This is a genomic window from Pseudoalteromonas sp. S2893 (assembly GCF_005887105.1).
GTDB classification, from domain to species: domain Bacteria; phylum Pseudomonadota; class Gammaproteobacteria; order Enterobacterales; family Alteromonadaceae; genus Pseudoalteromonas; species Pseudoalteromonas atlantica.
The window spans coordinates 100383-123503 of sequence record NZ_PNCY01000009.1; the positions used below are offsets into that span (position 1 = coordinate 100383).

Consider the following 23121-nt stretch of genomic DNA (forward strand, 5'->3'; position numbering starts at 1 on the left):
CTATAAAAAAGCCGGCATTAGCCGGCTTTTTTATTGTAGGAGATTAAGTGCAATACCAATTGATCGAAACACAAAATCAACTCAATACCTTTGTTGAGCAAATAAAAAACAAGCCTATTTTAGCCATAGACACAGAGTTTATGCGCCGCCGTACTTTGTACCCTGAAGTTGCACTTATTCAAGTATATGATGGTGAGCATCTTGCCCTTATAGATCCACTTGCCGAACTCTCGTTATTTGAATTTTGGCAAATATTACAAGATCCATCAGTACTGAAAGTGTTGCATTCACCTTCAGAAGATATTGAAGTATTTCAAAAATATGCAGGCTTTGTACCCGCTCCATTGTTTGATACACAATTTGCTCTTCAGCTTTTAGGCGAAGGCAACTGTATGGGCTTTGCACTAATGGTAAAAGAGCTATTAGGTATAGAAATAGACAAAAGTGAATCGCGAACTAATTGGCTACAGCGCCCATTAACTAAAAAGCAGCTCGATTATGCAGCCGCTGATACGTTTCATTTACTGCCTTGTTTCGAACTAATAATTGAGCGTATAAATAAAGCTGAGTTATTTGATATTGTAATAAATGAGAGCGAGTTAATTGCAAATAAACGCGCCTTTCAAACCCCAGATGAGCTGCTTTACAAAGATATAAAAAACGCATGGCAACTAAAACCACACGAGCTCGCGGTATTAAAAGAATTAGCTGTATGGCGTCGTAATAAAGCTATTCGTAAAAATTTAGCGCTTAACTTTGTGCTTAAAGAGCACAACATGACGGAAATTGCTAAACGTGGGCCCTCGAGCTTAAATACGCTAAGACAAATTCCGGGTGTTGAGTCAATGGAAGTAAACCGCTCTGGGGTCGAAATACTAAAGTGTATTGAAAAAGCCAAGGCACTTGCGGTTGATGAGCATCCGCCTGTGCTTAAACGTTTAATTGATTTTCCGGCTTATAAAAAAGTAGCTAAAGATATTAAGCAAAAAATCACTAAAGTGGCAAAAGAGCAGGGTATACCAGAGGATGTAATGGCCTCTAAAAAGCAAATTAATCAGCTTATTAGCTGGAATTGGAAACTCACCGATGAGCAAAAGGTAAATCATATTAAACCTGATTTACTTAATTCTTGGCGCTACAGTTTTGTTAAAGAGGCACTTAAAGAGTGGGATAATTAAACCCACTTTTTAAGCTAACAGGCTATGTTATACCAATTCGCAATAATATTTAATCATTTTTAGGGACTAAACGTGTCGCTATCTGCGTTAAAAAATTCTCATTTAGAACAACTAAATAGCGATTTTTTTGCCTTGCTATCAACACGTTTTTTCATCCTCAAAATAGATCACTTAATTATGCGAATTGGTATTAAAAATCGGGCGCTACGCTGAACGTTAACCGCTTATGGGTAATGGGGTGATCTAGCGCCAAATACTCGGCATGTAAGTGTAACCTGTTGGCTTTTTTACCGTAATGTGTGTCACCAATAATAGGCATATTCAGCCCTAGGTGGTGAGCGCAGTGTACCCTTAACTGGTGAGTGCGTCCTGTTTTAGGGTAGAGCTGTAGACGTGTAATATTGTTTTTACGTTCAAGTACCTGCCATGTAGTAAGTGCGGGTTTGCCGTTTTTATAACAAACAAGCTGGCGTGGCTTATCGTCAAAATCAAGTCGCAATGGAAGCTCTATCTTGCCACTGTCCTTAGGCACAATACCATCAACCAGCGCAATGTAACGTTTATCAATAGTGCGGGCAATAAATTGCTTTTGTAGTGCTTTGTGGGCTCGTTTATTGAGCGCCACCACTAATAAACCTGATGTAGACATATCTAGTCTGTGCACAATTAACGGGCCTGTAGCGTGTGGAAATTGCGTTTGAATACGTAAATACACAGAATCTTCAATATTGACACCTGGTACAGATAAAAACTCGCTGGGTTTATTTACAATAACAATATCTTCGTCTTGATAGACTATCGGCAGCGTTTTACCTTCAGCAGGGTTAACGAGTAGCGGGTTATCTTCTATGCTGAGGCCTTTTAACATGTGCGATAAAATAGGTTGGCACTTACTGTAGCAAGAAGGGTAATAGTTTTTATGTTGGCGTATTGCCGATTTAGGTGCGGCCCCCCACCAAAACTCAGCCATAGCCACTGGCTTTAAATTATTAAGATATGCGTATTGTAATAGCTTGGGCGCAGCGCAATCTCCCGCACCTGATGGCGGAGTATGCTCTGGCAATGCTGCAAATATGGCATTGAGATCTTTAACTTCATGCTCTGCATTTAAAAACTGGTACTGTGCAAACACTCGCTTTTGTAGGTTTTTAGATAAAACTTTACGGCGCTTTTTTAACTGTTTTATTTCGTCGTGTAGGGCATTAAGCGCCTGCTGTTGCTGAGTTATTTTGTCGTGCCAGTGATCTTTTATGCTTTGATAGTGTTTTTTATCTTCTATGCTTTGTTTGGCCAGTTCATTCAAGCTTGCTTGTTGCTCAGGTGTTATTGCTTGGCTTTGCTCAACTGCAAGTGCACTGCGCGCCTTTTTACGTGTTTTTCTATTGGCTTGCATTACGCTTTGTTGAGCGTATAACTGCTGATCAAACGCGGCTTTATCGGCATTTAATGACGCTGTTAATTTATTCAATGTACTTGCATTTTCTAGGGCATGTATTTGCGCATTTATCTCGTTAATTATTTTACTTTCTTTTAAATAACCTACATCTTCCAGTGCCATTGCAGATACATTAGGCACGCATTTTATATCGGTATTTAAATTTTCGAGCTGGCCTGAATACGCCGCTAAAAAGCCAAGTTGTTGTTGCTGGTTTTGTACAACCAGTACACCAAACATTTTGCCATCATTCGTTGCTGTATTACTGCTGTCATTTTCGTTATACGGTAAATGCGTTTCAAGTTGCTGCTGCAATTGTGTTGCGGCTAAAACAGATAACGGATGAGGCTGGTAGTAAAACGGAAACGTAAATTTATCTGGAAGCGGTATAGAATCTACAGAGCAATCAAATAAAGTAAAACAAGAAGCGTGATTTAACATAGCAAAGTAATAGCAGGCATAAAGCAAAGTAATAGGTCCATAATAACATATTCACTTAAGGGGTACTTGCTTAATCCTCTGCGGTTACTAAACCGCGCTCAGCTAAAAAGCGTACTAATAATAGTGTTAGGTTTTCTCTGCGTGCATTATTTGGCCATACCGCGTAATAACCAAGCGGCTTAAGTTGCCAGTTAGGTAAAATGTGAATGAACTCTTCTCGTGCTAATTGTTTTTTTACTAGGTTTTCGGGCAATATGCCAAGACCCAAGTTTTCAGATACAAAGTGACTTATTGCAAGCGCACTATTTACATTTACGCGCGACTTTTCACAAATACACACCACTTCGCCATTTGGAGAGGTAAAATCTACAGTGCTGCCGCGCATACTAAAATGAACCCAATCCCACTGTTTTAAATCGTTTGGGTGCGTAGGGGGTTGATGTTTACTCGCGTACTTACTTGAGGCAACTAAAAAGCGTTTACTCTCTCCAATTTTACGCGCCATGAGTGAGCTGTCTTCTAGCCAGCCAACTCGAATACTTAAATCGAGTCCTTCATCCATTATATTTATTACTTGGTCTGTGTAATTAAGAGACAAGTTCACTTTTGGGTAGGTTTGCACAAATTCTGCTATCGCGGCTGAAATTTCGGAGCTTGCTAAAAAGGCGGGCAGCGATATTTTTAAAGACCCTATAGGCTCATCACCCACAGAGTTAATTGCCTCTGCGTGTTTTGTTAAGTTTTCTACGTGGGCGTAAAATTTTTCACCTTCAGGGGTAAGCGACAATTTACGGGTTGTTCTATGTAATAAAGTGACGCCTAAAAACTGTTCTAAGTCAGAAACACTATGGCTAACACGTGAAGGTGCTATGCCAAGCTCCTTAGCTGCAATACGAAATGAACCGCCAGCAACCACTTTGGCAAAAATAGCCATGTGTCGTAAATAGTTAATCATTGTTCTGAAAGTCGGAATTGTATTGTGCCGTTATTGTATCTATTCGCTTGTGAATCGAAAAGTTATATTAGCTGCGAATTCAACATTAGCCTTACAGCCCAATAATTTGGTTGTTAAAAAAAACAGGAATAACAATGAACACATTACAAAAAACTATGGTTGCCGCAATTGCTTTAGCGTGTACCACACCTACTTTAGCTAGTGCAGAGGGGTTTTATGGAACTGCACATGTAGGCTATAGTTCGCAAGCAAATGACTCTCAAGCCATTGGTAACAATATTGCCGTAGATAGTGATTTTCCATCTGAATTTGATGCCGGTGAGGGCAGTGTAGGCAGTATTGGTTTAGGTTATCAGTTCAATCCTCAATTTAGAGTAGAGGCGCGTATTAGCTATCATGATACTGTCTATAGCGATACAAAAGTTGGCGTGGGTGCACGCGAAGGTGAGCAGTATGTATTAAAGGGGGATTTAAAAACCACCACTTATACAATTGAAGGCTTTTACGATTTTGATAACAGCACCGCGTTTACGCCTTATATTAAAGCGGGTTTGGGGCTTGCCGATAACAGCTATTCTGCAAAATTAGGTGGTGCAGGCATTAGCGCCTTTGACGCATTCGATGGAAATGTTGATGGCTATTACGATGCGTATGCTGATGACGATTCAACCGAATTTACATGGAATATTGGCGCAGGGGTTAACTATCAAATAGCTAAAACTATGTCGTTATACACTGAGTATCAATACATTGAATTTGGTGATGTGCAAACGGGGCAAGATGCATTTACTGATGGCTTTAAAATTGACAGTGCAGCAAGCCATGAGTTTTTACTTGGTTTACGTGTAAACTTCTAAATTTAAAACACAACACAATGCACCACATACGTGTAGTGAGTGTGCAAAGCAAAAAGCGGCATTTAAAATGCCGCTTTTAGTTGTGCTACTTTTTTTCTTCGTCAGGTAATGTCACGTTGAGCTCAAGTACCGCTAAATCATCTTCGTTTTGGTCAAACTGTACCTGCACTGCATCAGTGTTTACATTTACGTACTTACGGATCACATCTAAAATATCTTGTTTTAATTGTGGTAAGTAATCCGGTGTTCCGCGTTGCGAACGCTCGTGCGCGACAATGATCTGCAATCGCTCTTTTGCTAATGACGCGCTATTTTTCTTTTCTGAGCGGAAGTAGTCAAGTAAAGACACATTAACCTCCAAAAATCCGTTTAAATAAGCCTTTTTTCTCAACATCTAAGAAGCGAAAATCGACTGTTTCACCGAGTAAGCGATTGATTGCATCAGCGTATGCTTGCCCTGCATCTGAATCACCATCAAGTATTACTGGCTGGCCTGAATTAGACGCACTTAATACCGCTTGCGACTCAGGAATAACACCAAGTAAAGGAATCGACAGAATATCTTTAACATCTTCTACCGATAACATTTCACCTTTTTCAACTCGCTCAGGGTTGTAGCGTGTTAATAATAGGTGTTCTTTAATATTTTCTAGGCCTTCTTCAGCACGTTTCGATTTGCTGTGTAAAATACCTAAAATTCTGTCTGAATCTCGAACCGAAGATACTTCAGGGTTTGTTGTTACAATTGCTTCATCAGCAAAGTACATCGCCATCATTGCGCCTGCTTCAATACCTGCAGGTGAATCACACACAATGTAGTCAAAGTCTTCTTTTAGTTCGTTTAAAACGCGCTCTACGCCTTCACGGGTAAGGGCGTCTTTATCACGTGTTTGTGATGCGGGTAGTAAAAATAATTTTTCAACGCGTTTATCTTTAATAAGCGCTTGATTTAGGTTGGCTTCGCCGTTTATTACGTTTACAAAATCGTATACTACGCGGCGCTCACACCCCATAATTAAATCTAGATTACGTAAGCCAATATCAAAATCGATAATAACTGTTTTATAGCCTTTTAAAGCTAAACCGGTGCCTATTGCAGCACTTGATGTTGTTTTACCAACACCGCCTTTACCAGAGGTAACGACAATTACTTTTGCCATGAGATTTATCCTTTAACCAAAGCTGAAATTTCTAATGATTCGTTTTTTTGTTGTATTTGTACTGCATTGCCCCAGTGCTCACCTTGTAATGAGTCGCTGATCCAGTAATTGCCATCAATTGAAACCAATTCGGCTTCGAGCTTTTGGCAATAAATGCAGGCGTCTTTAATCCCTTTTGCACCTGCAATAGCACGACCGCGTAAGGTGCCATAAATATGCACATTACCATCGGCTATTACTTCTGCACCATGGCTAACTGCACCAAGTACAATTAAGTCTCTGTCTTTTGCATAAACTTGCTGCCCTGAGCGTACCGTGCCATTAATTACTTGCGCAGGTAGGTACACGTTTTTTTCAACAATAGAGGTATTTGGCGCCTCTTGTTTAACGGGTGCACTTTTAGCATCTTGCGAGTAATTTAGTACAGAAAGGCCAGCGGCTTTAGCTTGCGTGTGTTGCTCATCTGAGCCATTACAAACACCCACAGCATTAAAGCTCATACGCTCAATGAGAGATTTTAAATGTACAAAATCAAGTGAGCTGTTTTTAATTTCTTCTAAATTAACAACAATAGGCGCTCCTTCAAAAAAACGGGGAGCTTGGGCTATTTTTACATACAACTGTTCTGCTAGAAGGGCGATATCAGTGCTATAAAGATGCAATACTGACAACGTGAAAAGGTTCCCTTTTAGCTCAAAAATTTGTTCCGACATACACGCTCAATTGATTTGTCTGATTAGAAATTAATTTTAGATAAACGTAGGCTGAATAAGGCCTTTAATGAAATTTCTAATCTAATTTTTCTAACTTATTATTACTCTCATGTTATAGTGTGCGGCAATGTTAAGCAAGATTAAATAGGGCCATTATGCTCACTGCGGTATATAAAAGTAAGAAAAAAGCGGATACCTTCTTATTTGTTGAAAAAAGAGATGATTTTAGTAAAGTGCCTGAACCTTTACTGGCTATGTTTGGTCAACCTATTTATGTAATGATTATCAATTTAGCAAAGCGTGATCATTTAGGCGGTGCCGACCTTGAAACAGTAAAAGCAGCCTTAGCTGACCTAGACAAGGGTTACTATTTGCAAATTCCACCGCCGGAAGAAAATTTACTTAGCCAATTACGAAAAGAAAACGGAGTTGATAGTGATTAAAAAGTTAGCCGTAATTTTATGCTCAGTGTGTTTAAGTGGCTCTGTAGTTGCTAAAACGCAGGCCGAATTTCAAACTTATTTAAGTGACTTAAAACAAGAGGCCATTGCTAAAGGGTACGATAGCAAATTAATAGACGATGCATTTGCGACTGCCTCATACAAAGAAAAAGTTGTATCGGCTGATAAAAACCAGCCAGAGGTTAAAGAAACCCTCGAAACCTACTTACCAAAACGTGTACCCCAGTGGAAAATTGATCGTGCACGTAAACTCTACGCAGAAAATAAAGATGTACTTGAACAAGTTGCAAAAGAGTTTGGCGTACAAGCACGCTTTATAGTGGCATTATGGGGCCTTGAAAGTAACTTTGGCACAATACAAGGTGGCCATAATGTTATTTCATCGCTAGTGACGCTTGCCTTTGATGGTCGTCGTGAAGCGCTTTATAAGCGCCAGCTTTGGGCAGCATTAGATATTTTAAAGTCAGGCCATATTACGCTTGATAAATTTAAAGGCTCTTGGGCTGGAGCAATGGGGCAAACTCAGTTTATGCCTACCTCATTTAACGCCTACGCGGTTGATTACAATAACGACGGCCGTAAAGATATTTGGACCACCAAAGAAGATGCATTTGCATCGATTGCCAATTATTTAAAACAAGAAGGTTGGAATGACTCACTAACTTGGGGTCGCCAGGTAAAATTACCTGAAAATTTTGACAGTAAATACGTGCTAAAACGCGGCACTAAAACACGTAAGCAATGGTTAGAATATTGGAACGACTCAGAGCGCTCGCTTGCAGACTGGCAAGCACTGGGTGTACGCAAAGCTGACGGGTCTGACTTACCTAATGTTGATGTACGCGCTGCACTGGTAATGCCTGATGACATTAATGGGCGTATGTACTTAGCGTACGATAACTATAAAGTGTTTATGCACTGGAACCGCTCATATTACTTTGCCACCAGCGTGGGCTATCTATCAGATAGAATTGGTTATCCAAAAATATAATTTATACGCTGTTGTGTGATAAAAAAAAGCCGCTAAGCGGCTTTTTTTATTTGTTTAATCATGTTCTTTTTTAAATATTTTATCTTTTAAATCGATAACCTTGCCAATTCCTGAACCAAGCTTCATTAGCTTGTTAAGCTGCTCTGGGCTTAAGCGTTGTAACTCTGAAGACCACTTAGTAACCGTTTCGAGTAGGTTGTGGATTTCGCCCATTTGCTTTTGTGCATAGCGCTCTTCTTCGTTGTTTGCTTCGTCTAAAAGGTTATCACGCAGCAAACTTAGGGTAGGGTCTATTTCACGCTTTTTACGCTCTTCAAATACGCGATTAGCCATATCCCAAATTTCACCCGCTGGGGCGTAGTATTCTTTACGATCACCAGGGATATGATGCACTTTAATTAATTGCCATGACTGGAGCTCTTTAATTCCCATGCTTACATTGCCACGCGAGATACTTAGCGCATCGGCAATCTCATTTGCGGTCATGGGCTCTTTGGTGATGATCAGTAAACCGCACATTTGGCCAATCGTACGATTGAAACCCCAACGGCTGCCCATTTCACCACAGTGCATAACAAAGGCTAAGTTTTTTTCAGATAGACTCATAGCTTTTTAAGTTTCAGTAAATTCAGAAAGTAATGCTAGCACGCTTATAAATTATAGCAACGTTTAGCCTGGTATCTTTTGTAGAGTATTAAATCAAGATTAGGTTTAATTTACTCCTACTTTTAGTAGGAGTAAATTAATTGCTTAGGCAGGGTTAAAGTGTGTAGCTAAAGCTGAGCTTAGCATTACGCTCTTCGCCTGGCATACCACCTAAAAACATGGCTTTAGAGTAGTACTTTTTATTAAACAAATTGTTTAAATTAAGCTGCATGTGCCACTTATCAGTGGTGTACGAAACTGCTGCGTCGTACACCGTGTAGCTTGGTACATAGCCATCAGGAATACTAAACGAGCTAGAGTTTGTGCTTCTGTTATCAACAAAAGTAATACCGCCACTTATGTTAACAGCCTCAGGTAGGTTAAACATATCGGCGTAGTAGGTAACCCACGTACTTGCCGTTACATACGGTACGCCTTTTTGGCGTGTATCGTAACTGCTGCTATTTGGATTAGATTTATCGCGGGCATCTTGGTATACGCCGTTTACATTTACTTTCCATTGCTCGTTTAAGTGCGCATTTAAATCGAGTTCAACGCCTTTGGTTTGCTCTTCACCATCGTAGTAGCTCTCTACTACATCAGGTCCAGATACACCGGCTTCATACAGTGGGTTTGTGTATTCAAGGTTTGTACGCGCGCTTTCAAATACCACCAGTGATGCTAAAAGCTGATCATCAAATGCTTTAAATCTAAAGCCTAAATCGTTACTGATAGACTCAGAGTCTTCACGGTCAGCCTCTGTACCTGCTACTGAGCCTAATACACTGTAGGCAGTACGGCCTTTAGCGTGGTTAATAAACACGGAAAAGTTTTCAGTAGGTTGATAGGTTGCGCCTAAGTTATAAGTTAAGCCACTGTCTGATGTGTTTGCTTCAGGCGTTGGCTCAGCGCGGCTTGAGCTATAACGCTCATCTACACCATAGTGCTCATATGTTTGCTTAATGCGATTATAAGCAACACCAACTCGAGTTGTAAGCTGCTCAGTAATATAGCCTACGTGTTGAATACCTAAGCCCCACGCTTGTACTTTTTTATTGTAGTCACTGGTTTTTAGTGGGTCGTAGTCATCAAAACTGCCTGTTGGCCAATTTGGCGAGCGCATATCATAAATATATGGCAGCGTGCCTTGGTAAAGTACATTTCCTTCGCTGTCGTAAATAACTTTGTCTGCGTCGTAAATAGAATACTGTTTAAAGCGAATGTCTCTGTCTTCGTAATTTGCATTAACCAGTAATTCGTTATCCACGTCGCCTAACATAAAGTCATAGCGTAAATCTAAGAAATACTGCCATGACTTTTCATCAGCTTCTACTTGGCGGTATTCTTGGCGTCGCGCTGCAAACGGGTAAAGCACACCGTCTTCAACTAACGGGGCACGCGGGTCGTTATTTATAATGCCATCGCGTGTTGAATACACATAATTAAACGCACCAGTTTGACGAGCAAAGCTTGATGTGTAGTTACGGTACTGTAACTGCTGATTTAAAAATAAATCATCTGTAATAAAGTAATTATGGGTTAGCTTAAAGCGAAGCTCTTCACCTTCATTATCATCCGCCATAGGAGAGATAATACCGTTAGTACCAAAATCGTACGGGGTAAGGCCATCGGTTGATGAAAGCGACTGTGCCAATTGTGTTTGTTGAGCCGCAGTTAATTGAACACCATTACCAGATGGGTCATTTACTAAATCTGCGCCAGTTACTTCACCTGCAGTTAAACCATTGGCGGTTTCTGCATTATAAATTCGAATAGGGTGGCCAATAGAATCTACTGCAATTGAGTCTTTAATATAGGCAGCAGAGAGCATGATATCTTGCTTGTCACTTAGTATGTATTTAAGCGAGGTATAAATTTCGTCGCGGTCTTCTTTTAAATCACGAAAGCCATCGCTTGAGGCCGTTTTAGCCATTACGCGATACGCTAGGTCATCGGTAATCGCATTGGTGCTATCAAAGGCAAGTGAATAACTATCCCATTGGCCAAGTTCGGCAGATATTTTATGTTTTTCTTCAAACTCAGGCTTTTTTTCAATCAGATTTATAACACCACCAGCACTGCCTATACCATATAAACCGGTAGCAGGGCCTTTAAGTACTTCAACCGACTCAACATTAGTGAGTGAACGAGTTGGGTTAAATGTATTACCTAAGCCTGCACCGCCATACATACCATCGTAAGTGTAATTAGCATCAAGACCACGAATGACTAAATTGTCGCCTATACCGTAGTTATTACCAGCTTGAGTTAAACCACTTACATTACGTACAAGCTCTTGTAGGCTGTCTACACCTTGTGACTCTATAAGTTCACGGTCAATAATAACAACCGGTGCCGGTGTTTCCATTAACGACATGTCTGATTTAGTTGCAAGGCCTGAGCTCATTACAACTTGGTTTTGCTTTTCGTAAACGCTGATGCGCTCAATGTCTTTTTCAGCCGTTGTTGCAGCAACCGCTAATGATGCGTTTAAACACGCAAGTGTAACAAGAGAGTATTTGAACTTTTTCATATTGATAATTATTCGCATTCCATAAAGTGTGCGAATAGTAATAGTTATTATTCGTTAAGTGAATAAAAAATTCTAAAAAAGTGAAATTAATTGCGTAGTAGGTGAGTTATTGTTCTAAAAAGTAAATTTAAGGTAAAAATAATGCGGTAAATAAAAAAGCATAAAAGTGTAAGCTTTTATGCTTTTGTAAAATAATACATTAATTAATGACTATTTTTTATAAACAACGCCTGCTTTCATAACAAAAGGAATGCGCTCAAGCACAGAGATATTTTTAAGTGGATTACCTTTTACGGCAATAATGTCGGCTGCAAACCCTGATTTTAGCTGACCCAGTTTATTATCCATTTTTAATAGCTTTGCACTGTTAATGGTGGCAGCCTGTATTGCTTGTAGTTCGCTCATGCCAAATTTAACCATACGGCTAAATTGTTTGGCGTTATCGCCATGAGGGTAAATAGCAGCATCGGTACCAAATACCATATTTACACCGGCTTTTACTGCGCGGTTAAAGCTGTCGCGTTGCTTTTTAGACACTTGGCGTTCTTTATTGAGGTTTTCTTCATCTACCCCATTTTGCTCACCAAAGCTCAGTGTGTATTCTGTATTATAAATGTCCATTGATAACCACGTGCCATGTTTTTTAGCAAGTGCGATGGCTTCATCATCTAAAAAGCTGGCATGTTCAATACTATCTACGCCGGCTTTTATAGCTGTTTTAATACCACTTGTGCCATGTGCGTGAGCGGCTACAGGTAAATCACGCATGTGGGCTTCATCTACAATGGCTTTCATTTCTTCAAATGAATACTGCTGTACACCCACTTTTGTCCCTTTAGAAAAAACGCCCCCTGTGGCGCAAAACTTAATGGCATTAGCGCCATACTTTATGTTTTCTCGTACTTTTACACGTGCAGCCCATGGACCATCGGCTACCCCTGTTGAAGTGTATTTTAGCTCTGGTGGTAAACGGTTATTATCGCAATGTCCGCCTGTGATCCCAAGCGAAGGTCCAGCTGCCCAAATACGCGGGCCTACAATGTCTCCGGCGTTAATACCATCACGCACTGCAATCACGCTATAGCCCTCGGCTCCTACATTTCTGAGGGTTGTAAAACCAGCAAGCAATGTTTTTTTAGCAAAGTGCGCGGCTTTAATGGCCATGCGCGGTACCGACTGACTTAAACGCTCACTTCGAGATACCGTAGGGTCGCTGGTCAAATGTACATGCATATCCATAAGGCCCGGCATTAAAGTGAGCTCGGGTAAATCAATATGCTGATCGTTTTTGCTCATGCTCGGCTTTTTGTTTTGTGCAACGTTAGTGATCACCCCATTATCAATGGTGATCAGCGGCGATTGAATAACCTCGCCAGTTTGTACATCTACCATGGCTTTAGCAGATATATAAGTAAGGGCTTGCGCGTTAAAGCTTCCTAAACACATAAGTGCAACGGAGGCGCTGATTAGTTTTTTTTTCATTGTTTTTTCTTCTGGTGGCGGTTTAATTAATTGAAATGTAACAACCTAATATAAAAGTGTAAATATAATAGGTTAATCGCCACTTATCGTAATTTCTTTATTAACGCAGGTTAAATGCGCATAATCGGCTGACGATACTAAAAAGGATTACCATGAAATCAATTAAATTAGCCTTAGTTGCCAGTGGCGTTATGTTTGCTTTAAGTGGCTGTATGAACACACAAACCAGTAATAACACTGGCAATAGTGCACAGCTAAACACGTCAAACGCACCTGCGGCTATTGTTTCAGAGCTCTCTTATGAGCAGCAATTAGATGTACTTGTAGCACAGTACTACAACGAGTTACTCAGCTTTAAACCTATTAATGCAACTTATAGTGGGCGCAGTGAATTTAATGATAAGTTTACCCCCGCTATTACCCAAAAGAATAGGGCAAAAAAAGCCGCGTTTTACAAAAAGTATCAACAACGTTTAACACTTATTGATAAGGCGCAGTTAACAGGGCAAGCGTTACTCAGCTATGAAATATTACAAAGAGACCTAGCACTTAATTTAGAGGGAATGCAATTTCCAAGCTATATGCTGCCTATTAACCAAATGGCGGGAGCGCATAATACCTTTGCAGGTTTTGGCTCGGGGCAAAGTGCGCAGCCATTTAATACCGTAGAAGATTACAATAATTTTATAAAACGAAGCGAAGGCTTTATTTCCTGGCTCAGCAGTGTAGAGCGCGCGATGGCGAAGGGGATTAAAGCGGGCATTACCTTACCAAAACCATTAGCTAAAAAGCTTCAGCCACAATTTGCCGCGCATGTGGTTAAAAATGCTGAGGATTCGTTATTTTGGGGGCCAATTAAAAACTTACCAGCCTCATTTACCGCACAGCAAAAGCAGCAAATAACGGCTCAATATAAAGCACTTATTATGCAGCAATTAGTGCCTGCATATAAAAGTATGAGCGACTTTTTAGCCAATCAATACATTCCTCAAAGCCGAGAAACGGTAGGCTATAGCGACTTGCCTAATGGTAAAGCTTGGTATGAATATCAAATTAAAAAAAATACCACGTTGAGCCTTTCTGCAGATGAAATACATGAGATTGGTTTAAGTGAAGTTTCGCGTATTTTAAGTCAGATGAAAAAAGTAAAACACGAGGTAGGTTTTAACGGCACTTTGGATGAATTTTTTCAGCACTTACGTGATTCGGACCAATTTTATTACGATACGCCAGAGGCATTAATTGCAGCGTATGAAGATATAAAACAAAAAATAGATGCGCGCGTCCCTTTACTGTTCGATGTTGCGCCTAAAGCCCCTTATGTTGTAAAAGCGGTTGAACCTTACCGAGCCCAATCTGCAGCGGGTGCATCTTATGCAGCGCCTGCACCTGATGGCTCTCGACCAGGTATTTTTTACATCAATACTTATAACCTTAAAGCGCAGCCAAAATTTTTATTAGAAACACTCTCTATACACGAAGCCGCGCCAGGCCATCACTTTCAAATTGCTTTACAGCAAGAAATAGATGGCCTTCCAGATTTTAGAAAATTTGGCGGCTACACGGTATTTGCAGAGGGCTGGGCGTTGTACGCAGAAAGCTTAGGAAAAGAGTTGGGCTTATTTACAGACCCTTATATGTGGTACGGGCGTTTGGCCGATGAGCAACTTAGAGCAATGCGTTTAGTGCTTGATACAGGCTTTCATGCAAAAGGCTGGACTCGACAGCAAGGTATCGATTACATGCTGGCAAATTCGTCAATGGCTAAAAGCGATGTGATAGCAGAAGTTGAGCGTTATATTGCATGGCCTGGTCAAGCACTTTCGTACAAATTGGGCCAATTTAAAATTCAACAATTACGTGACTACTCTAAAAAAGAGTTAGGTGATAAGTTTGATATTAAAGCGTTTCATACGCAAATATTGATTGATGGCGCCTTGCCGATGCCTATTTTAGAGGAAAAAATTAAACGTTGGGTTGCTGCCAGTAAATAGCAAAATGCACAAAGCCCGTACAAATAAAGGCACGGGCTTTGCGCACGCTGTAGCAATACGTTAGAATGCGCGCTCTTTAGGGGCGCGAGTAAATTATGTTTGATCAAGAGTTAGCAAATACACAGTTTTGGCTTAAAAAAAGCTTAGCCGATATGAACCAAAACGAATGGGAAGCGATTTGTGATGGTTGCGGAAAATGCTGTTTAAATACCTTTATTGATAGTGAAGATGAAGATGAATTTACCGCCACCGATCAACTACGTGAAGGCGAAGAGCTTATTTTCACCAACATTGTTTGCCAATACCTTGATAACAATACCTGTGGTTGTAGCGAATACGAAAACCGCCAAACGCTTGTCCCTTCTTGCGTTAAACTGACCAAAGCCAACCTTAAAGATATCTTTTTTATGCCGCAAAGCTGTAGTTATCGCCGTCTTCACGAGGGGCGAGGTTTAGCCTCTTGGCATCCGCTATTAAATCAGGGTGACAAAACCCAAATGCATGCACTTGGTATTTCTGTTAAAGATAAAACCGTAAAAGACTGTGACGTAAAGCTCGATGACTTTGATTTATACATTGCTGAGTGGCCAACAAAGGATTGCGACTGATGAGCGAGTTTAAGGCTGTAATAGGTTTAATTAATCCTAAAAGCCCGACAAATGTTGGCGGCGTTTTACGTGCCGCGGGTTGTTATGACGCTAAACAAGTATTCTTTACCGGTAGTCGCTACTTAAATGCTAAAAAGTTTCATACCGATACTAAAAATGTTGTTGAGCGTATTGCACTTACCGGCACTGATAACCTACTCAGTGTAAAACCTGAAGGCGCAAAGGTTGTGGTTATTGAGCTGATTGAAGGCGCCACGGCGTTACCTGATTTTAAACACCCTGAAAACGCATTTTATGTATTTGGGCCGGAAGACGGCTCAGTACCAAAAGAGGTTTTAAAATGGTGCGATGAAGTGGTTTACGTACCTACAATTGGTTGTATGAACCTTGCGGCCACCTGCAATGTGGTACTTTACGACCGTTTAGCCAAACTTGGTGGGGTAGAGAGCAGCGACTCAACTATTATTAATTCTCGCGATACCAATAATAAAATGAAGTGGGTAAAAGCTTAAGCACCCACTGCTGTAATTTTAATTAAAATTTCTTTTACTTTATGTACTAAGTTCTACACTTTAGGAACATATTGTAAATGAAATTTAATTATGCGTTTATTTTTAATCCTCATACTCTTTTCATCTTATTGTTTTGCTGAGGTTCCTGTGACCTACATGCAAGATGATACTCGTCACACTGTAATAGGTGAGCGCTATAAATCGGGTTACCTATTTAGCGCGCCAAACAGCAATCAAACAATTCATGTGGTTACATTAGACTGGCCGCCTTACATAGGTAATAAGCTGTGTAACAAAGGCTGGGTATATCAATTTAGTACGGCGATTCTACATAGCGCTGGTTATAGTGCTTATATAGAGTTTGTTCCTTGGGCGAGAGCTGTTCGTTCTGTAGAGCTCGGTAAAGCCGATGTTTTAATGCCAGAGTATTATATTGAAGATACAGCGCCATCTGATTACATAGAAGGTAAAACACGCCGTAAGCTTTTAGGGCTTTCTAATTCGTTTGAAGGCGGTAACATAGGTTTTTTAAAACGCAAAGGCGAGCCCGACAGGTTTAATGGCAATTTAAAGTCGCTTAAAGGCTCGCGTATTGGTGTTGTAAGAGGGTATCAAAATACCCCTGAGTTTGATGCCATGATGGATAATAATGAGTTTATTATTATTCATGCCGTAGACGATTTACAACTTGTAAAATTACTCGCTGCAGGACGTGTAGATTTAATTATAGGCGACCCCGCTGTGTTACTTTACTCGGTAAAATATGCAGCTTTACCCGATAGCGAAAAACAGACCCTACTTAGTGCTATCGAACCAGAAAGCAAGGCAATTCAATATAACCCTTTATATTTTGCGATTAGTAAAAAAACACCAAACTGGCTCACTGTATTAGAAGATATTAATACTGCTTTATACAAATTTAAAAATAGCGGCGAAACCCAAAGGATGAAACAGGCCTTATTAAATGAATGCGATTAATTGTAACGTTCCAATTTTTTTGTACTTATAATGTGTCGCAAACGTGTAAAATCATTTTCAACTTGTTAATGGAGTGAAAATGACGTGAGTGAAATAAATACCAATCAATCATTTGCGGTCAAAGAGCAACAAAATAAAAATTACCTGTTACCGCTGACTGCAATGACCACACTGTTTTTTTTATGGGGTTTTATTACCGTTTTAAACGACGTGCTAATACCTCGTCTGAAAGGCGTTTTTGACCTAACTTACTTTGAAGCAATGCTCGTACAGTTTTGCTTTTTTGGCGCCTATTTTATTGTCTCTATTCCAGCTGGAATTTTGGTTAAACAATTAGGTTATAAAAAAGGCATACTAACCGGCCTAGTGGTTGCCTCAATTGGCTGTATGTTGTTTTACCCTGCGGTAGTAGTGCATGAATACTGGTTGTTTTTAGGTGCATTATTTGTACTGGCTGCTGGTGTAACTGTTTTGCAGGTTTCTGCAAATCCGTATGTAGCTGCTTTAGGGCCGGAAAAAACCGCCTCATCTAGGCTAAATTTAGCGCAAGCACTTAATGCCTTAGGGACAACAGTAGGCCCGTATGTTGGAGGTATCCTGTTTTTTGGTACCGCAGGTACATTAGCGGCAAGTGCTGCTTCTGCTGAGTCTGTAAAAGTACCTTATTTAATGTTAGCAGCGGCCTTACTGATTATTGCTATCGTATTTGCCTTTATTAAGCTTCCTGAAATAGAAGGCCATAAAGAAGAAAATAACCCGGTTAATGAAACTCGCTCACTAACACAGGCACCTCATTTAACAATGGGCGTATTTGCTATATTTTGTTATGTCGGTGGTGAAGTGGCTATTGGTAGTTTTTTAGTTAACTTTTTTGGTGAAGCACATATAGCTGGGCTTGAAGAGCACGCTGCTGCTGCACTGATCAGCTACTATTGGGGCGGAGCAATGGTTGGCCGCTTTATTGGCTCTGCTGCACTACAAAAAATAGCGCCATCTAAAGCATTGGCATTTAATGCCTGCATGGTAATTGCCTTATTACTTGTGACTATATTTACGCAAGGCAATGTAGCCCTGTACGCGGTACTGGCCATTGGTTTATTTAACTCAATTATGTTCCCGACTATATTTTCTGTAGCGATAGAGCGCTTAGGCTCATTAACCAGTAAAGGCTCTGGTTGGTTGTGTTTGGCAATAGTAGGGGGTGCCTTGGTGCCGTTATTACAGGGTTACATTGCTGATGTTGTTAATATTCAGCAAAGCTTTTTTGTTCCGCTAGTGTGTTATATATTTATTGCTTGGTATGGCTTGAACGTGGTTCGTTTAGCTAAAAAGTGGTAAATACTCCCCGATGAAAGAGCGACTGAATACGTATTCAGTCGCTTTTTTATTACCATTTTATAGGAACGTTCCAAACAATGGTTTGTTTTTTAAAAAACCGTGGTGTTACAACTGTATAGTGAATAGAGCTGGTTCTTTATTCTTATTTTAAGTACATAACCTGCTTATCTACCTCATTAACGACGACATACCTTTAAATTTTTGCTAAAAATATAATTAATAACAAAAAAATAAAAAAGGGCAGTCATGCTTAACTCACTTAAATTCACCTCAAAAGTGACTATTGCAGCATCTATAGTACTGGTTATTGTACTGGGTTTATTTGCTATAAATAATTACATCGCCATGCGTAACCAAACGCAACAGCAGCTCGATTTAGTCCTTAAGCAAAATTCAGAATCTACCTCTCAAAACATTGCAAGCTGGCTTAACGCCAAACTCACCATAGTAAAATCGATTGCGCAAACTCATAAAAACAGTGATCCAAAACAGTTAACCCTTGCCCAGCTTAATACTGCTAAATACGCTGGTGGCTTTAAAAATACGTATATAGGTAAACCAAGTGGTTTATTTATACTTAACGACCAAAGCATTGTGTTGCCCTCTGATTTTGATGCCACCTCGCGCCCTTGGTATAAGTTAGTCGAAAATAAAAGCTATACCGCATTTACCACCCCGTATATTGATGTAACCACCAACGAGCTGACTATATCTGCCGTTGTGCCTATTCAAAGCAATGGCCGCTTTAGTGGCGTAGCGGGTGCAGATATAGACATGCACACAGTGACTGAAATAATTAACGATATTGATTTTTTAGGGTTAGGGTATGCTTTTTTAGTAGATAAAAATGGTCAAGTGCTAAGCCATCCTAATAGCGAACTTAATTTAAAAAACACTTCCGAATTATTTGGCCAACCTACCGCGCTTAATAGCGAATTTACACAATATGATATAGCGGGTGAGCCGCAGTTGATATCGTTTACTAAAATACGTGGCATAGACAATGTTGACTGGTATTTAGGTGTCGTTATTAATAAAAACCAAGCCTATGCAGAGGTGTCTCGCTTTGGTATTAACGCGCTTATTTACATGTTAGTGGGAATTGTGGCCATTATTGTGTTTATGCAATTTTTACTGCGTTACTTAATGCAACCTATGGCGCGCCTAAATGATGCACTAGAAGATATTGCAAAAGGCGAAGGTGATTTAACCAAACGTTTAAAGGTTGAAAACAATGATGAGTTTGGCCAAATTAGTCACTCGTTTAACATTTTTATTGAAAAAATTCAGCACTCTATTGAACACGTTAAATTAACGACTAAACAACTCGATAGCGTAATAGCCAGCGTGGTGACGCAAACACATTCTTCATTAGCCATGCACCATGACCAAACAAAACGTACTGATAGTGTGGCCATGGCGGTTAATAATTTTTCGCAATCGGCTATGGCTATTGCTAATAACGCTAGTGACGCTTCTGTAATTGCTAAAAATGCAGATGAGCATTCAACACAAAACCAGCAAACCTTATTGCACAGCGTTAATAGTATCCATCAGTTATCAGCCAATATGGAACAAGCGCAACACACTATTAATAGCCTTAACGCGCATACAATTAGTATTGGGCAAGTGCTTGAGGTAATTAAAGGTGTGAGCGAGCAAACCAACTTACTTGCATTAAATGCGGCAATTGAAGCTGCAAGAGCAGGCGAAGCTGGGCGCGGTTTTGCTGTTGTGGCTGATGAGGTACGCCAATTAGCACATCGTACTCAGCAATCAACCCAAGAGATTGAAGATACCGTAGGGCAACTACAAAGAGGCTCAAACCAAGCGGTAGAGCTGATGAAAACAAGCATTCAAGACAGTGAAAAAAGCGTAGAGCACGCTGAAGGTGTGAGCGTGTTAATGGGCCAAATAATAGAGTCAATAAAACAAATTAGCAGTGCTAATCATAGTGTTGCCAATGCCACTGTTGAGCAAAACGACCTTGTTAAAGTGCTCGACGCAGACATTACAAGCATGAGTGAGTTATCGGTACAAAGCCAAGAAAATTTAAAAAACACCCTCAATGAATGTACTAAACTTAAACAACAATTTAGTGATTTAGAGCAAATGGTTCAAAAGTTTAGAGTTTAAAATATGCCCAAAAAATCGGTTACAGGACAAAGTTGGTTAAGCCTTATTAACATAGATAAGGTGTATAGCTCGGATAAACAGCGCCAAGCATTTTCACTATTCACCATGATAGCCATTGCTATTATTGTTATCTCTATGTTGGTGGTGTTTAACTACACGGTGTATTCGCCTATTCTTACCGCGTCGTTAATCGCGGTTAATATTACCCTTATTAGCGGCACTTTTTATTTTATAAAAACAGCCAAGCTTGAAATGGTTGCACTTATAAGTATGTGTATAGTGTTTATTATGTGTGTAGCCCTTACGTATACCGGCGGAAAAGAAAATACTGCGCTTTATTGGCTAATGTTTTACCCTGTAGTGTGTTTTGCCTCTTTAGGTGTAAAGCATGGCTGCAGGCTTGGCTTAGGCTTATTACTGTGCTGCAGTGTTATTTTATACGGGCCTGATTTTGGGCAAGTTAACTATGGCGGTATTGAAAAGTCTCGGTTTTTAGCCTCTTTTACACTGGTGTTTATTTTTTCGTTTATAGGTGAATATTTCAGGCATAAAAGTCACCTGGCAATTGCTGATATAACCCTTGCGCAAACGCAAGATGCCTATACAGATCAGTTAACGGGTGGCGCGAACAGGCGTTTCATCACCGCTCACTTTTTAAAATTAGCTGCTAAAACGCCCGAAAACTACCTGCCGTTTTCTATTTTATTACTTGATTTAGATTATTTTAAACGACTAAACGATACCTATGGTCATGACTTTGGCGATACAGTGTTGATAGAATTTACCAAATTACTTGATTCACAATTTCCAAACTCCGCAGTTAAAGCCCGTTATGGAGGCGAAGAGTTTGTGGTGATTTTACCTAAAGAAACAGCCCCAGTGGCTACAAAATTAGCCGATGAATTTAGACAATGTGTCGCAAAACAAGCTATTTTAACCAGCGATAATAAACGGATATTTATTACCTGTAGTATAGGTGTGGCACAGGTTGATAATGTGGATCATTACAGCCGTGTACTTAAACAAGCAGACGAATACCTGTACCTAGCTAAAGAGCAAGGGCGTAACAAAGTTGTATCAAATCACACAGGAACACTATGACTCAAACTAAACTTATATATGTACACGACCCTATGTGCAGTTGGTGCTGGGGATATAAACCGACGTGGTTAAAACTAAAAGCCGCATTATCTTCGCAGCTTACTATAGAATACAAAGTAGGGGGGCTTGCTCCAGATAGCCAAGAACCCATGCCTGAAAATATGCGCGCCATGCTCCAAAGCACGTGGCATAAAATTAGTGCGATGTTGGACACACAGTTTAATTTTGATTTTTGGCAGGTTTGTCAGCCAAGGCGCTCTACTTACTCAGCCTGCAGAGCGGCGATTATTGCCAGAGCGCATAATAAAGAGCCACAAATGATAGAGGCAATTCAACATGCTTATTATCTACATGCCCAAAACCCATCCGATGAAAGTACTCTAATTACCTTAGCTGAAAAAATCGGGCTAGATAAACAACAGTTTTCCGAGGAACTTTGCTCTGAGGATTTGAATCAAAAATTACATGAGGAGTTAGCATTTAGTGCAAGTTTGCCAATACAAGGCTTTCCTTCGTTAGTATTAATAACTGATAATAAAGCCATTGCAATTAAAATAAATTACACCGACCATCAGCAAACACTAAACACAATTAACGCTTTATTAGCTTAACAACTAGCCAAAATGCGTGTATTTGCTGCTTTAATACACGCTTTTCATATAAACACTCCGATATAAGACGCAAATGTTACAGCTGTAACAAAATAGACTTTTTTGCGCAACATGCCTGTCATTATTCATCTATACAATTTCACTCATTGAAAATCTTTAGCCTAAAACAAGTCAGTTTAGGCTAAAACAACAAACTAGCAAATCCGCTAATTAACGAGTAAAGGTGTATGCGATGAAAGGCGTTAAACCATTGATCTTAGCTGGTATTGTAGCAGCAAGTGCTGCAGTACATGCCAATGATTTAGAAAAGGTTATCGATAAAAGCAGTGAAATAAATAAATCAGCTGCGCAATCACAAACAAAAATAGACAAGATTGCTGATTCAATGCAAGGACGTCTTCAACAGTTTAAAACCCTTAATAAAGAAATTGATGGTTTAACTGTTTATAACGCGCAATTAACTAAACAGTTAAATAACCAAATTGAAGAAATGGAGTCACTTAACCTTTCAATGGATCAGGTCTCTATTATTGAGCGTCAGATCACACCACTAATGCTGCGCATGATTGAAGGGCTTGAGCAATTTGTAGCACTTGATGTGCCATTTTTGCAAGAAGAGCGCACTAAGCGTATTAGCTCTTTAAACGCCATGATGGACCGTGCAGATATTAACTCAAGCGAAAAATTCCGCCGCGTATTAGAAGCATACCAAGTAGAAGTTGATTACGGACGCACTATTGAAGCCTACACCTCACTGTTAACGGTAGACGGTAAAGAGCGTGAAGTAGACTTTTTACGCATTGGCCGCTTAGAGCTTATTTATTTAACACGTGATGGTAAGCAAGCTGGTAGCTGGGATGAAGAAACAAAATCGTTTGTTACTTTACCAGACTCAACAATTAGCCAAATCAATAAAGGTTTACGTATCGCACGTAAGCAACTTGCCCCAGATATGTTAACTCTGCCAGTACACGCAGCAGAATAAGAGGTTG

The 23121-nt window shown here is 40.0% G+C and carries 21 protein-coding genes; 13 read left to right on the forward strand and 8 right to left on the reverse strand.

From position 1 onward, the window contains the following. Positions 1 to 47 precede the first annotated feature (47 nt). Complete coding sequence (gene rnd / locus CWC04_RS05290) at positions 48 to 1178, forward strand: ribonuclease D (RefSeq protein ID WP_126008867.1); 1131 nt, start codon at positions 48 to 50, stop codon at positions 1176 to 1178. Positions 1179 to 1368: 190 nt separating this feature from the next. On the opposite strand, the gene CWC04_RS05300 is transcribed toward rnd, so the two are convergent. Continuing rightward, positions 1369 to 3054, reverse strand: a complete 1686-nt coding sequence (locus CWC04_RS05300; RefSeq protein WP_138684817.1) for a pseudouridine synthase — start codon at positions 3052 to 3054, stop codon at positions 1369 to 1371. A gap of 70 nt (positions 3055 to 3124) precedes the next feature. Next, the gene (locus CWC04_RS05305) at positions 3125 to 4009 is read right to left on the reverse strand and encodes a LysR family transcriptional regulator (RefSeq protein ID WP_138684818.1); all 885 of its coding nucleotides are present in this window, start codon (positions 4007 to 4009) and stop codon (positions 3125 to 3127) included. A 134-nt stretch (positions 4010 to 4143) separates the two neighbouring features. On the opposite strand from CWC04_RS05305, the gene CWC04_RS05310 reads away from it, so the two are divergent. Then, positions 4144 to 4866 (forward strand): outer membrane protein, encoded by a 723-nt coding sequence (locus tag CWC04_RS05310; protein WP_138684819.1) that lies wholly within the window; start codon positions 4144 to 4146, stop codon positions 4864 to 4866. 85 nt (positions 4867 to 4951) lie between these two features. Here CWC04_RS05310 and minE read toward each other — a convergent pair whose 3' ends face one another. From minE to minC, 3 genes are read right to left on the reverse strand one after another with little or no spacing between them, the layout of a single operon-like run. Further along, positions 4952 to 5215: a cell division topological specificity factor MinE gene (minE, locus tag CWC04_RS05315; RefSeq protein WP_004586362.1), complete on the reverse strand. Its 264-nt coding sequence runs from the start codon at positions 5213 to 5215 to the stop codon at positions 4952 to 4954. A gap of 1 nt (position 5216) precedes the next feature. Then, complete coding sequence (gene minD, locus CWC04_RS05320; RefSeq protein ID WP_024031716.1) at positions 5217 to 6026, reverse strand: septum site-determining protein MinD; 810 nt, start codon at positions 6024 to 6026, stop codon at positions 5217 to 5219. A 5-nt stretch (positions 6027 to 6031) separates the two neighbouring features. Continuing rightward, the gene (gene minC / locus CWC04_RS05325; RefSeq protein WP_004586360.1) at positions 6032 to 6739 is read right to left on the reverse strand and encodes a septum site-determining protein MinC; all 708 of its coding nucleotides are present in this window, start codon (positions 6737 to 6739) and stop codon (positions 6032 to 6034) included. Positions 6740 to 6894: 155 nt separating this feature from the next. Here minC and CWC04_RS05330 point away from each other — a divergent pair, with 155 nt between their 5' ends. Beyond that, a complete protein-coding gene (locus CWC04_RS05330; RefSeq protein ID WP_138684820.1) occupies positions 6895 to 7182 on the forward strand; it encodes a YcgL domain-containing protein in 288 nt (95 codons plus the stop codon). After that, positions 7175 to 8191, forward strand: a complete 1017-nt coding sequence (locus CWC04_RS05335; RefSeq protein ID WP_004586358.1) for a lytic murein transglycosylase — start codon at positions 7175 to 7177, stop codon at positions 8189 to 8191. Before CWC04_RS05330 ends, CWC04_RS05335 begins: the two co-directional genes overlap by 8 nt. Positions 8192 to 8245: 54 nt before the next feature. Here the strand turns inward: CWC04_RS05335 and CWC04_RS05340 are convergent, their stop codons facing one another. The 3 genes from CWC04_RS05340 to CWC04_RS05350 all read right to left on the reverse strand — a co-directional run bounded on the left by CWC04_RS05340 (position 8246) and on the right by CWC04_RS05350 (position 12851). Then, positions 8246 to 8797: a GbsR/MarR family transcriptional regulator gene (locus CWC04_RS05340; protein ID WP_004586357.1), complete on the reverse strand. Its 552-nt coding sequence runs from the start codon at positions 8795 to 8797 to the stop codon at positions 8246 to 8248. A gap of 154 nt (positions 8798 to 8951) precedes the next feature. Further along, positions 8952 to 11369: a TonB-dependent receptor gene (locus CWC04_RS05345; RefSeq protein ID WP_138684821.1), complete on the reverse strand. Its 2418-nt coding sequence runs from the start codon at positions 11367 to 11369 to the stop codon at positions 8952 to 8954. Between the two features lie 210 nt (positions 11370 to 11579). Next, a complete protein-coding gene (locus CWC04_RS05350; RefSeq protein ID WP_138684822.1) occupies positions 11580 to 12851 on the reverse strand; it encodes a Xaa-Pro dipeptidase in 1272 nt (423 codons plus the stop codon). 152 nt (positions 12852 to 13003) lie between these two features. On the opposite strand from CWC04_RS05350, the gene CWC04_RS05355 reads away from it, so the two are divergent. The 9 genes from CWC04_RS05355 to CWC04_RS05395 all read left to right on the forward strand — a co-directional run bounded on the left by CWC04_RS05355 (position 13004) and on the right by CWC04_RS05395 (position 23114). Next, positions 13004 to 14845, forward strand: a complete 1842-nt coding sequence (locus CWC04_RS05355; RefSeq protein ID WP_138684823.1) for a DUF885 domain-containing protein — start codon at positions 13004 to 13006, stop codon at positions 14843 to 14845. Positions 14846 to 14940: 95 nt separating this feature from the next. Next, complete coding sequence (locus CWC04_RS05360) at positions 14941 to 15453, forward strand: YcgN family cysteine cluster protein (protein WP_024031710.1); 513 nt, start codon at positions 14941 to 14943, stop codon at positions 15451 to 15453. Further along, on the forward strand, positions 15453 to 15965 hold the full coding sequence (locus CWC04_RS05365) for an RNA methyltransferase (RefSeq protein ID WP_126008849.1): 513 nt from the start codon (positions 15453 to 15455) through the stop codon (positions 15963 to 15965). The genes CWC04_RS05360 and CWC04_RS05365 overlap by 1 nt, the downstream gene beginning before the upstream one ends. Before the next feature lie 90 nt (positions 15966 to 16055). Then, a complete protein-coding gene (locus tag CWC04_RS05370; protein WP_126008847.1) occupies positions 16056 to 16943 on the forward strand; it encodes a substrate-binding periplasmic protein in 888 nt (295 codons plus the stop codon). A gap of 84 nt (positions 16944 to 17027) precedes the next feature. Then, complete coding sequence (locus tag CWC04_RS05375) at positions 17028 to 18281, forward strand: sugar MFS transporter (RefSeq protein WP_138684824.1); 1254 nt, start codon at positions 17028 to 17030, stop codon at positions 18279 to 18281. A 246-nt stretch (positions 18282 to 18527) separates the two neighbouring features. Beyond that, positions 18528 to 20417 (forward strand): methyl-accepting chemotaxis protein, encoded by a 1890-nt coding sequence (locus CWC04_RS05380; RefSeq protein WP_138684825.1) that lies wholly within the window; start codon positions 18528 to 18530, stop codon positions 20415 to 20417. Between the two features lie 3 nt (positions 20418 to 20420). Continuing rightward, entirely contained in the window at positions 20421 to 21518 is a 1098-nt protein-coding gene (locus CWC04_RS05385; RefSeq protein ID WP_138684826.1) for a GGDEF domain-containing protein, read from the forward strand. Then, positions 21515 to 22129: a DsbA family protein gene (locus CWC04_RS05390; RefSeq protein WP_138684827.1), complete on the forward strand. Its 615-nt coding sequence runs from the start codon at positions 21515 to 21517 to the stop codon at positions 22127 to 22129. The genes CWC04_RS05385 and CWC04_RS05390 overlap by 4 nt, the downstream gene beginning before the upstream one ends. Before the next feature lie 232 nt (positions 22130 to 22361). Beyond that, entirely contained in the window at positions 22362 to 23114 is a 753-nt protein-coding gene (locus CWC04_RS05395) for a DUF3450 domain-containing protein (RefSeq protein WP_004586345.1), read from the forward strand. Positions 23115 to 23121 lie beyond the last annotated feature (7 nt).